Source organism: Acidovorax sp., assembly GCF_016783915.1.
Lineage (GTDB): Bacteria > Pseudomonadota > Gammaproteobacteria > Burkholderiales > Burkholderiaceae_C > Acidovorax.
The window spans coordinates 1-11824 of record NZ_JADHVT010000143.1 but is presented as its reverse complement, the minus strand read 5'-3'; the positions used below and the strand labels follow the sequence as shown (position 1 = coordinate 11824).

12 protein-coding genes are annotated in these 11824 nt (G+C 66.7%); 10 read left to right on the top strand and 2 right to left on the bottom strand.

Going from position 1 to position 11824, the window contains the following annotated elements; all coding sequences use genetic code 11:
• The 4 genes from ISS20_RS19920 to ISS20_RS19905 all read left to right on the top strand — a co-directional run.
• The coding region (locus ISS20_RS19920) for a DUF2889 domain-containing protein (protein ID WP_291438863.1) at positions 1-523 on the top strand (523 nt) is incomplete at its 5' end.
• 56 nt (positions 524-579) lie between these two features.
• A complete protein-coding gene (locus tag ISS20_RS19915) occupies positions 580-1341 on the top strand; it encodes an SDR family oxidoreductase (RefSeq protein ID WP_291438861.1) in 762 nt (253 codons plus the stop codon).
• Between the two features lie 377 nt (positions 1342-1718).
• A complete protein-coding gene (locus tag ISS20_RS19910) occupies positions 1719-2693 on the top strand; it encodes a hypothetical protein (RefSeq protein WP_291438859.1) in 975 nt (324 codons plus the stop codon).
• On the top strand, positions 2690-3373 hold the full coding sequence (locus ISS20_RS19905; RefSeq protein WP_291438858.1) for a hypothetical protein: 684 nt from the start codon (positions 2690-2692) through the stop codon (positions 3371-3373). Before ISS20_RS19910 ends, ISS20_RS19905 begins: the two co-directional genes overlap by 4 nt.
• Before the next feature lie 32 nt (positions 3374-3405).
• On the opposite strand, the gene ISS20_RS19900 is transcribed toward ISS20_RS19905, so the two are convergent.
• The gene (locus ISS20_RS19900; protein WP_291438855.1) at positions 3406-4218 is read right to left on the bottom strand and encodes a type IV pili methyl-accepting chemotaxis transducer N-terminal domain-containing protein; all 813 of its coding nucleotides are present in this window, start codon (positions 4216-4218) and stop codon (positions 3406-3408) included.
• Between the two features lie 230 nt (positions 4219-4448).
• Between ISS20_RS19900 and ISS20_RS19895 the strand changes: the two genes are divergently transcribed.
• The 6 genes from ISS20_RS19895 (at position 4449) to ISS20_RS19870 (ending at position 9301) form a co-directional block, all read left to right on the top strand.
• Complete coding sequence (locus tag ISS20_RS19895) at positions 4449-4868, top strand: BLUF domain-containing protein (protein WP_291438853.1); 420 nt, start codon at positions 4449-4451, stop codon at positions 4866-4868.
• Positions 4869-4915: 47 nt separating this feature from the next.
• Positions 4916-6052: a GTP 3',8-cyclase MoaA gene (gene moaA / locus ISS20_RS19890; RefSeq protein WP_291438851.1), complete on the top strand. Its 1137-nt coding sequence runs from the start codon at positions 4916-4918 to the stop codon at positions 6050-6052.
• 241 nt (positions 6053-6293) lie between these two features.
• The gene (gene mobA, locus ISS20_RS19885) at positions 6294-6932 is read left to right on the top strand and encodes a molybdenum cofactor guanylyltransferase MobA (protein ID WP_291438849.1); all 639 of its coding nucleotides are present in this window, start codon (positions 6294-6296) and stop codon (positions 6930-6932) included.
• 16 nt (positions 6933-6948) lie between these two features.
• Positions 6949-7494, top strand: coding sequence for a GNAT family N-acetyltransferase (locus ISS20_RS19880; RefSeq protein WP_291438847.1), 546 nt, complete (start codon positions 6949-6951; stop codon positions 7492-7494).
• A gap of 19 nt (positions 7495-7513) precedes the next feature.
• Positions 7514-8881 carry a molybdopterin molybdotransferase MoeA gene (locus tag ISS20_RS19875; protein ID WP_291438845.1) on the top strand — a complete coding sequence of 456 codons (1368 nt, stop codon included), beginning with the start codon at positions 7514-7516 and terminating at the stop codon, positions 8879-8881.
• 93 nt (positions 8882-8974) lie between these two features.
• Complete coding sequence (locus tag ISS20_RS19870; protein ID WP_291438843.1) at positions 8975-9301, top strand: thioredoxin family protein; 327 nt, start codon at positions 8975-8977, stop codon at positions 9299-9301.
• A 150-nt stretch (positions 9302-9451) separates the two neighbouring features.
• On the opposite strand, the gene ISS20_RS19865 is transcribed toward ISS20_RS19870, so the two are convergent.
• The coding region (locus ISS20_RS19865; protein WP_291438840.1) for an efflux RND transporter permease subunit at positions 9452-11824 on the bottom strand (2373 nt) is incomplete at its 5' end.

Genomic DNA, 11824 nt, shown 5'->3' with positions numbered 1-11824 from the left:
AGGCGAGCTGCACTACAGCAAGGCTTACGACGCCCCCTCGCACCGCGACCCGACGCGCACGCGCCTGGCGGGTGAGGCCATCCACCACATGTGGCTGCGCGTGACCGTGAACCGCCAGCTGGTGGTGCAGGCGGTGGATGTGGCCATGGATTCGCACCCGCTCAAAGGCTGCACCGAGGCCCAGGCGGCGCTGCAGCGCATGGTGGGCTGCAGCATGGCACGCGGCTGGCGCCAGGCCATCCAGAAGCACCTGGGCGGTGTGGAAAGCTGCACACACCTGCGCGAGCTGCTGTTCAACCTGGCCACGGCGGCGTTCCAGTCGGTGCCTGCGGTGTTTGCCGCCAGCCACCCCGACGAGCCGCCGCGCCACCTGGGTCAGTGCACGGGGTGGGACTTCAACGGCAACGGCGTCAAAGAGTTCTTCCCCCAGTTCTATGGCCGGGAGCCCAAGGCTCCCGCCCCGGCAGCCCCTACGGCCCCTGCCACTGAAATTTCAGCCCCATCGGGCGCTAGCGCTAGTTGAACATGCGCTGGTAGCTATCAATTTTGATACATCACCACAACCCATCGGAGACACCCATGCGTGTGCAGAACAAATCCATCATCGTCACCGGCGCTGGCAACGGCATTGGCGAAGGCATCGCCAAGCGCCTGGCCGCTGAAGGCGGCAAGGTCATCGTCAATGACATCAACGAGGTGGGCGGCCAGCGTGTGGTGGCCGAGATCACGGCAGCCGGCGGCACCGCCGCTTTCTTCAAAGCCGACGTGACGAAGTCCGCCGAAGTGAAGGCGATGGTCGACGAAGCCGTGCGCCTGTACGGCCGCCTGGACGTGGTGGTGAACAACGCAGGCTGGACGCACCGCAACCGCCCCATGCTCGAAGTGAGCGAGGACGAGTTCGACAAGGTCTATGCCATCAACATGAAGAGCATCTACCTGAGCGCCATCCACGCCGTGCCCGCGCTGCGCCAGGCGGGGGGCGGAAGCATCATCAACATCGCCTCCACCGCCGGGCTGCGCCCGCGCCCGGGCCTCACCTGGTACAACGGCTCCAAGGGCGCCGTCATCATCACCAGCAAGTCCATGGCCGCTGAGTTGGGCCCCGACAACATCCGCGTGAACTGCATCAACCCCGTGTTCAACCCCGACACCGGCCTGGCCGCCGAGTTTGCGGGCGGCCCGGTGGACGATGCGCGCCGCGCCAAGTTCCTGGCCACCATTCCGCTGGGCCGCTTCTGCACCGCGCTGGACGTGGCCAACGCCGCGCTGTACTTGGCGAGCGAAGAGGCGTCGTTCATCAGCGGTGTGTGCATTGAGGTGGATGGCGGGCGCTGCGTTTAAGTCAGCAAGCAAACAAACAGGCGTCGCGGCATGCTCTGCAGCAGCCACCACGCCCCTTTTTGAGCGGCCCAATCCGCACTGGGGCAGTGCGGATTGATTTGACGGTGCAGGCCCTGCTGCCTATAGTGCCGCCGATGTTTGCGAGCAACTCTCCCGCCACAGCCGCCAGCGCGACCGCGCCGCTGCGCCGTGGCGCGCGCTCGCAGGCCACGCTCCAGGCGGGTGACTGCGCTCTCTGCACCCTCGCTGCAGATTCCTGAGCCCGGCGACACCCCCTCCCCTCCGCATTCTTTTCGCGCACCTCATGTCGCCGGGCCGCACACCCAGCGCCAGCTTGCGCCTTGGCAACCGCCGGGGCGCGGACGTCAGGAGTGTCCATGTCCCCGTTCCCTTCGGGCGAGATTTCGCTCGCCCCGTGCGCCCTTGCGCACAGACTGCCCGCCGATGAGGCCATCGCCAACGCGTCTGCCGCCACCGACATCACCCGCCACTTCATCCGCGCCAAGCGGCCTTGTACCGACGGTTACCGCTGGTACCTGCGCCGCCAGGAGGGCGCCAGCAACTACCAGGCGCTGCTGGACGACCTGGTGCGCGAAGGCCGCGTGGAAGACGCGTGCTGGATGCTGGACCAGTTCGGCCCCACCAACGATGTGCTGGAGGTGGACCACCTGGAGGCAGACGCGCTGGTGTTTGCGGGCAGCGTGCGCTGCCGGGGCCATGCCGATGTGGAGGGTGTGCTGCGCACCGGCCGCAGCCTGAGCGTGCTGGGCGGTCTGCGGGTGGGCGGTGCGCTGCGCGTGGGCGAAGACCTGCGCGTGGCGGGCGCGGTGCGCTGCGAGGGCAGCGCGCGGCTGCACGGCGATGCGCGCGTGGGCTGGTCCCTCACGGTGGCGCAGCGGCTGCAGTGCACAGGCAGCCTGCGTTTGGGCGGCGAGCTGGACTGCGGGGCTGCCGCCCACGTCGGTGGCCACTGCCGGGTGGCCCAGGATCTGCGGGTGGTGGGCGACCTTGGCTGCGACGGCGGCATCAAGGTGGGCGGGCATCTGCAAGCCGATGCCGCCGTGCAGGCCGCCCGGGGCGTGTGGGCCATGGGCGATGTGGACTGCAAGGGCCACCTGCAGGTGGGCTGGGGTGTGCGGGCCGGTGGTCACATCCACTCCGGAGGGGCCATCCGCGCGGGCGAAAGCCTGTGGGCGGGCGAAACCATTGCAGCGGGCGAGGCCTATGGTGTGTATGCAGGCCTGGTCGTGCCATTGCCCGACTGGCACCACAGCGCCCAGGTGTGCGCCCGCGAACAGCCAGCGCGCCTGCTGAGCGGCTGCTGGACCGGGGGCACGGGGAGCACGCCATGATGGCCAGCGCCCTTTGCCTGCCTGGCCATGCCACCACCACCGAAACCACCAAGGCATCGACCAGCCCCGGCCTGCTGGGCCGATGGGCCCGGTGGCTGACCGAACTGCGCATCGACGTGGACCTGTCGGGCCGCGACATCCAGCGCGAGTTCGATGCGCTGTACGACCGCATTCGCACCAACCACCGCACGCGCGATGCGATGCAGCCGCTGCCCCTGCATCTGCGCGGGCTGGTGTTCCGCCTGCGCGAGGCCGATGGCGAATATTTTGTGTACGCCATCGACCCGCTGCGCAACCGCATCGTGGCCTACACCGTGTTCAACCGGCTGGTGGAGGTGGACCGCCGCACCGACCGCCACCTGCGCGCGCCGCACACCAAGGTGGCGCACGGCTACCGGCGCATGGGCATTGCCACCGCCATCTACCGCTGGTGGCTGGACTCGGGCCGCAGCCTCATGACCGGCGCACGCCAGTCTGCCGGCGCGCACGGCCTGTGGATGGCCCTGGCCCGCGACTATGAGCTGGCAGCGGTCCGCATCGACGCGCACAAGCGCGTGCAGCACTTGCCGCTGCCCCCGCCGCCGGGATTTTTCGACGCGCTGGGCACGCGGCTGGTGCTGGTGGGGCGCGATTGCCGTTTGGCGGACTTCACGCAGCCTGCCGCCTGTGGCGGCCACTGACCGGATGCGCCCGCCCAGCCGTGCGGTGCGGCTCAGCCCAGCACCTCGCGCAGGGCGCCCTCGTAGAGACTGGTGAGCTTGTCCATCACGCCCAGCAGGCGTTCGCTGGTGGTCGCCACGGCACTGAGCCCTGCCTCATCGGCCGGGCGGCGCAGGGCCGAGTCGAAGAACAGCCACTGCGAGTCCGCCAGCTCCAGCTCGCTGCGGATGGCGGGAGTGGACACCGGCGCCGCTTTCAGCGTCTGCAGCGCCTGCCGGAAGTCGGCGGCGTCGGCCACCAGCTGCGCCTGCACCACCTTCGACTCCACCTTGGCCGCATTCAGAAAATAGTTCTTGGCCAGGCGCTGCGACAGCATGCGCTGGCGGCCCGCCAGGTTGACCAAGCGGGCGCTGGGGGCCTGTGCCATCTTCTCGATGGACTCGGTCACGGTCTGCGCAACCAGCAGCGTGCGGTCCGCCTGCTCGGACGCCGCAACGACCAGTGCGGTCTGGGTGGCCGGCGCCGCCGTCAACTGGTTGAGCAGGGCAAACTGCTTTTGCACATCGGCCAGTTGGCGCCCCACATCGGCGGGCCATTGCCCTGACTGCATGCCCCGGGCCAGCTCGTTGCTGCCGGACTGCACCATCTTGCGTGCCAGCCCCATCACGTCCACCGCAGCGCCCGGCAGCACCTGCAGGTACTGCTGGCAATAGGCCTTGGCCATGCGTTGCGACAGTGCACGGAACCAGCCCGCATAATTGATGGCCCCCGACAACCCCATCTGTGCCTGGGCCCCATTGGCCCAGGTGGGCAGCAGGATGCCCGCCGCCACCCATTGCACCGCCACACGGCGCTGGCATGGCATGGCGTCGGCGGAAAACCTGTTCAATACCTCGCGAACTGGCATGGGACCCCCTTGAAATCGGATGCACATATTGTTGCAACGCAGCATTTCGACACCCTGCGCCATATCAAACATCCCCCATCCGCTAGTCCCACACACGCGGAGACGCAGAACCCACCATCAGGGTCATTGGCAAGCAGGCCCACTGATGCGCACCAAACCTGACACACTGCGCCGTTCAGGAGACAAACATGTTGATACAACTGACCTATGCCAGCCGCACGTCCCGCGTGCTCGGCCCCGCGGACATCAAGGACATCTTGAGCGCGTCGCAGCGCAACAATGCCCGTGCGGGCATCACCGGTGCGCTGTGCCTGAACAATGGCATCTTCCTGCAGCAACTCGAAGGCGATCGTGCCGCTGTCAACGCGCTGTACCACCGCCTGCTCAAGGACACGCGCCACAAGGACACGGCTGTGCTGGACTTTGGCGAGATCCCTCACCGCCGTTTCACCAGCTGGTCCATGGGGCTTCTGGGCTCGGTGGACGCCAACCGGCAGCTTTTCCTGAAATACTCCAGCACCCCGGATTTCGACCCGTTCAGCATGAACACCTTGATGCTGCGCAGCTTCTTTGACGAGATCCTGCAGAACGTGCGTTGGCTGGAGTGAGAAAATGCGGGGCATGTGCCCTCCCGTCCTGCTGAACGAGCCCACCCATGTCTGAACGCGTGATTCCGCTGGTCGATGAGCGCCTGGCCGCGCTGGCAGCGACTGTGCCAGCGCAGCTGGCGAGCCCCACGGGTCAACTCACTGACACCCGGGGCCGCCCGCTGCGCGACCTGCGCATCAGCGTGACGGACCGCTGCAACTTCCGCTGCAACTACTGCATGCCCAAGGAAGTGTTCGACAAGGACTACCCCTACCTGCCGCACGGGGCGCTGCTGAGCTTTGAAGAAATCACGCGGCTGGCGCGGCTGTTTCTGGCGCACGGCGTGCGCAAGATCCGCCTGACGGGTGGCGAGCCCCTGCTGCGCAAGAACCTCGAAGACCTGGTGGCGCAACTGGCCCAGTTGCGCACCGTGGATGGTGTGGCGCCCGACCTCACGCTCACCACCAACGGGTCGTTGCTAGCGCGCAAGGCAAGAGCCTTGAAGGACGCAGGCCTGAACCGCGTGACGGTGAGCCTGGATGGCCTGGACGACACGATCTTTCGCCGCATGAACGATGTGGACTTTCCGGTGGCGGATGTGCTGGCCGGCATCGAGGCCGCGCATGCGGCAGGCCTGTCGCACATCAAGGTCAACATGGTGGTCAAGCGCGGCACCAACGACCACGAGATATTGCCCATGGCGCGGCACTTTCGGGGCACCGGCACCACGCTGCGCTTCATCGAATACATGGACGTGGGCGCCACCAACGGCTGGCGCATGGACGAGGTGCTGCCCTCTGCCGAACTCATCGAACGCCTGCGTGCCGAACTGCCTCTGGTGCAGCTGGACCCGAGCAGTCCCGGCGAAACCGCCGAGCGCTGGGGCTATGCCGATGCCCAGGGCCGGCACGACCCCGCACTGGGCGAGGTCGGCGTGATCAGCAGCGTGACCCAGGCCTTCTGCCACGACTGCAACCGCGCGCGCCTGTCCACCGAAGGCAAGCTCTACCTCTGCCTTTTTGCCAGCCAGGGCTACGACCTGCGCAGCCTGCTGCGCGGCGGCGCGAGCGATGCTGACATCGCCTCGGCCATCGCTCCCATCTGGCAGCAGCGCAACGACCGCTACTCCGAGCTGCGCAGCAGCCTGCCCGCTGACACCGGCCAGGGTGCGCGCCGCGTTGAGATGAGCTACATCGGGGGCTAGTGTGCTGTCCCGCAAATAACTGCACATGAAATCGCGTCCCCACCCCCAAGGCTGCGTTGCAAATCCTCGCGATAGCTACGGCTATCACTGCGGTTTGCGCCTTGCCCTGGGCGCGATGCCATCGATTTCATTTCGTGCAGCTATTTGCGGGACAGCACACTAGCAGCTCTGTAGAAAAAGCGTTGCGCTCATGCACAGCGCCGGCTATCCAGCACACGACTCATTGCCCACAGGATTTCAATTGATCAATCAGCAAGACATCACCGGCCTGGTCCTCGCAGGGGGCCGCGGCTCCCGCATGGGCGGGGTGGACAAAGGCCTGCAGAACTTTCGCGGCCTGCCGCTGGCCTTGCACACGCTGATGCGGCTACAGATGCAGACCGGCGCCACCATGGTCAATGCCAACCGCAATCTGGCGGCCTACGAGGCCTTTGGCACGCCGGTGTGGCCTGACGTGCTGAGCGACTACGCCGGGCCCCTGGCAGGCTTTCTGACCGGGCTGGAGCGCTGCGAAACCCCCTGGCTGCTGACAGTGCCCTGCGACACCCCGCTGTTTCCGCTGGACCTCGCCCAGCGCCTGGCGGCAGCGGCAGACGCTGAGTGCGCCGACATTGCCATGGCGGCGGCCCCCGAAGACGACGGCAAGGGCCAGGTCACCGTGCGCCCGCAGCCGGTGTTCTGCCTGCTGCGCGTGGACCTGCTGGAAAGCCTGGTCGCCTTCACCCAGGCCGGTGGCCGCAAGATCGACGCGTGGACCGGCCAGCACCGCTGCGCCATCGTGCCGTTCGACCAGCCGGGCGATGACCCCCAGGCCTTTTTCAACGCCAACACGCTGGCCGAGCTGCACGCGCTGGAAAACAGCAGCGCGCCCCAGGCCTGACCCGCGCGCCAGCCCCATGAACAGTCGCCCCCCGCTGGACGCTGGCGCGGTGCAGATCCGCCCCCTGGTCGCCGCAGACGCGGTGGCGTACAAGGCTTTGCGCGACGAGGCCCTGCGCACGGCGCCGGATGCCTTCACATCGGACTACGAATCCTCCGTGGGCCGCGATGCCAGCGAGTATGTGGCGCGGTTTGGCGCGCTGGAGTCCGGCCAGTTCTTCCTGGGCGCCTTCGACACGGCGGGCCAGCTGCTCGGTTGCCTGGGCTGCGAGCGCGAGCAACGCACCAAACAGCGCCACTGCGCCGTGGTGGTGGGCATGATGGTGTCGCCTGCTGCGCAGCGCCGGGGCGTTGGCCGGCAGCTCGTGGATGCCTGCGTGCAGGCCGCCAGCCAGGTGCCGGGGCTGATCCAACTGGTGCTCACCGTCACCGCGTCCAACCAGCACGTGGTGCGCCTGTATGAGCAGGCCGGGTTCCGCCCCTGGGGCCTGCTGCCCAACGCCATCGTGGTGGATGGCGTGGGCTACGACAAGCTGCACATGGTGCGGCTGCTCTCCCACTGACTTCAAGCGAATCCCACCCATGAAAACCATTGCCCAGATAGCCGCCGAGCTGCAAGGCTACGACCCGCAGGCGCTGAGCGCCGCCGATGTGAACCAGTTTCTGGACCGGCTGGTTGAGCCCGTCACCGCCACCGAAGTGCTGCCGCTGTTCAGCGCGCTGGGCCGCGTGCTGGCGCAGGATGTGATCTCGCCCGTCAGCGTGCCGCCCCACGACAACTCGGCCATGGACGGCTACGCTTTTGCGGGCGCGCAACTGGTGGCCGGGCAACCGCTCACGCTGCGCGTGGTAGGCACCGCGCTGGCGGGCAAGGCGTGGGCTGGCACCGTAGCGGCAGGCGAGTGCGTGAAGATCATGACCGGCGCCATCATGCCCACCGGGCTGGACACCGTGGTGCCGCAGGAGTTCACCACCGCCGCTGCCGACAGCCACATCACCATCGCAGCGGATGTGCTGCGCGCTGGGGACAACCGCCGCTTCAAGGGCGAGGACATCATGGCAGGCCGCGTGGCCCTGGCCCGTGGCGAGCTGCTGACGCCCGCCGCCCTGGGCCTGGTGGCCAGCCTGGGCCTGCCCACCGTCACGGTGTACCGCCGACTGCGGGTGGCGTACTTCTCCACCGGCGACGAGATCCTGAGCCTGGGCGAGGCTCCCCGCGAAGGCGCCGTGTATGACAGCAACCGCTACACCGTGTTCGGCCTGCTCACGCGCATGGGTGTGGAGGTGATTGACCTGGGCGTGGTGCGCGACGAACCTGCACTGCTCGAAGCCGCCTTTCGCCAGGCGGCCCAGCAGGCCGACGCCATCATCACCAGCGGAGGCGTGAGTGTGGGCGAGGCCGACCACACCCGCACCATGATGAAAAAGCTGGGCGACGTGGCCTTCTGGCGCATCGCCATGCGCCCCGGCCGCCCCATGGCAGTAGGACGCATCGGCAACGCAGAAAATCAAGCCATTTCGGCCTCAAGCGCTAGTGCATCCTGCTCTGACAGCTATCAAAATGATATCAATACTGATATCAATACAGCCCCCGGTGGTGCAGTGCTCTTCGGGCTGCCCGGCAACCCCGTGGCGGTGATGGTGACCTTTCTCGCCTTTGTGCGCCCCGCCCTGCTGCGCATGATGGGCAGCACCCGCGCGGCGCCCCCGCTGCTGCGCGCCATCAGCACCGAGCCCATGCGCAAGAAGCCCGGCCGCACCGAATACCAGCGAGGCCTGGTCACCACCGCGGCCGACGGCACGCTGCAGGTGCGCACCACCGGCAACCAGGGCTCGGGCGTGCTCAGCTCCATGGTGCAGGCCAATGGGCTCATCGTGCTGCACCACGGGCAGGGCAATGTGGCGGTGGGCGATGCGGTGGACGTGATGGTGTTTGAGGGCGTGATCTGACACGGCAATGCGCCGCAAGCCGGTGCATGTCATCTGCCGCCGAGATAACCTGAAACAAGCTTCTCGCACTGTTCACAGACCACGAATCACGCCATGCCCTACGCCGCCCAACACCTTGCACAACCCCCATCCCGAGACGATGTGGACCGCCTGCCCGGCGCCACAGTGGTCGAGTTCGGTACCCCCTGGTGCGGCCACTGCCAGCGCGCCCAGCCATTGATCGAAGCCGCCCTGAAGGACCGCGCGGACATTGCCCACTTCAAGGTGGAAGACGGCCCTGGCCAGCGCCTGGGCCGCACGTTCGGCGTGAAGCTGTGGCCGACACTGGTCTTTATGAAGGACGGCAAGGAGGTGGCACGCCTGGTGCGCCCCCAGAGCGGCCAGGAATTGCAGGACGCAGTGCAGTCGGTGCTGGCCTAAGCCCCCCCGCACTGCAACCCGCTGAACCCAGACCGTCCTCACGCTGGCACTGCACAACGGAAAGCAGAAAGGGCCCTACCGGGCCCTTTCTTGTCTTGTCTTGCTTTGCTTTTTCTGTTTTGTCAGCTCTCTTTGCACTCCAACTGAAGGCTACTTGGCCACATAGTCGTGCGGGTGCAGCGGGTGGGCCGGCTGATCCACAGCCACGGCTGTGTTGGCCCCCGGCACCGCCTTGCGGGCGAACAGCGTGTACATGGTGGGCACCACAAAAATGGTGAGCAGCGTGCCCAGCGACATGCCGCCCACAATCACCCAGCCGATCTGGGTGCGCGTTTCGGCGCCAGCGCCCGTGGCCAGTGCCAGCGGAATGGCCCCAAGCACCATGGCCCCCGTGGTCATCAAGATGGGGCGCAGTCGCTGGGCCGAGGCCTTGACCAGCGCGTCCACCATCTCCATGCCTTCTTCGCGCAGCTGGTTGGTGAACTCCACGATCAGGATGCCGTGTTTGGTGATCAGCCCCACGAGCGTGATCAACCCGATCTGCGAATACACGTTGAGCGAGCCGCCGCTCCATTTGAGCGCCAGCAGCGCGCCGATCATCGACAGCGGCACCGACACCATGATGACGAGCGGGTCGATGAAGCTTTCGAACTGTGCCGCCAGTACCAGGAAGATGAACACCAACGCCAGCACAAACACCACGCCCAGGGCACCCTGCGAGTTCTTGAACTCGCGCGAAGTGTCGTTCAGGTCGGTGGTGTAGCCGGGCTTGAGCACCTTGGCCGCCGTCTCGTTCATGAAGGTGATGGCCTGGCCCAGCGAGTAGTCGGACGACAGGTTGGCCGTGATGGTGGCCGAGCGGCGCTGACCAAAGTGGTTCAGCTCGCGCGGGCTCACGCTTTCGCGCACGTTGACCAGGCTGGTCAGCGGGATCATCGCGTCGCTCTTGCCGCGCACATAGATGGTGTCGATGTTCTCGGGCGTGGTGCGGCCCCGCGCCTCGGTCTGCACGATCACGTCGTACTGCTCGGCATCGCGTTTGTAACGTGTGACGGTGCGGCCGCCCAGCATAGTCTCGATGGCCTTGGCCACCACTTCCACGCTCACGCCCAGGTCGGCGGCGCGTTCACGGTTGACCTCGATGCGCAGCTCTGGCTTGTTCAGGCGCAGGTCCACGTCAGGGGACACGATGCCGGGGTTCTGCGCAATCTCGGCCATGAAGGCAGCCACCACCTTGCTCAGGTTTTCGTAGCTGTCCGAGGTCTGGATCACGTAGGTGAGTGGCCGCGAGCGAAAGCCCTGGCCCAACGATGGCGGCGTGATCAGGAAGGCATTCACGCCGGGCAGGCCCGCCACCTTGGGCTGCAGCTCCTTGGCCAGGGCCAGCGTGGTGCGGTCGCGCTTTTCCCAGTCCACGGTGCGGTAGATCACGCTGCCCTGCGCCACCGTGGGGTTGCCGATGTTGGCAAACACGCGGTCGAATTCGGGGTAGGTGTTGCCGATTTTTTCCAGCTCCAGCGCATAGCGGTTGGTGTAGTCCAGCGTGGCGCCGTCGGGCGCGGTCACACTGGCCAAAATGGTGCCCCGGTCTTCCAGCGGCGACAGCTCCTGCCGCATGCTGGGGAACACCAGCACCAGCGCCGCGCCGCTCAGGGCCATGACGCCCAGCACGATCCAGCGGGCCTGGAACAGCGCACCCCGCACGCCACGGCGCCCCGCGCCCGCACCACCCCAGCGGGCCGTGACGATCCAGCGCAGCAGGCGGCCATAGGCATCCGACAGTGCGGTGAGCCAACGCTCCATGGAGCGGTCAAACCAGTTGGGCTTGGGGTTGTGCTTGAGCAGAAGCGAACACATCATGGGCGAGAGCGTCAGCGCCACAAAGCCCGACACCACCACGGCCCCGGCCAGCGCCAGCGCAAACTCCACGAACAAGCGCCCCGTGCGGCCAGGTGTGAACGCCAGCGGCGCGTACACCGCCACCAGCGTGAGTGTCATGGCAACGATGGCAAAGCCGATTTCACGTGCGCCCTTGATGGCGGCAGAAAACGGGTCGAGCCCTTCTTCGATGTGGCGGTAGATGTTCTCCAGCATCACGATGGCGTCGTCCACCACCAAGCCAATGGCCAGCACCAGCGCCAGCAGCGTGAGCGTGTTGATCGAAAAGCCCGCCAGCGACATCAGCGCAAAACTGCCCACCAGACTGACCGGGATGGTGATGATGGGGATGATGGATGCACGGAACGTGCGCAGGAACACAAAGATCACCAGGGCCACCAGCACCACGGCTTCGATGATGGTGGAGTACACGCTCTTGATGGAGCGGTCGATGAACAGCGAGTTGTCGTTGGCAATGTCGATACCGATGTCTGGCGGCAGGTCGGCCTTAAGCAAGGGGATCATGGCACGCACGCCCTTGGACAGCTCCAGCGGGTTGGCCGTGGCCTGGCGGATCACGCCCACCGAGATCGCATCGCGGCCGTTGAGGCGTACGCGGCTGCGGTCGCTGGCAGGGCCTTCTTC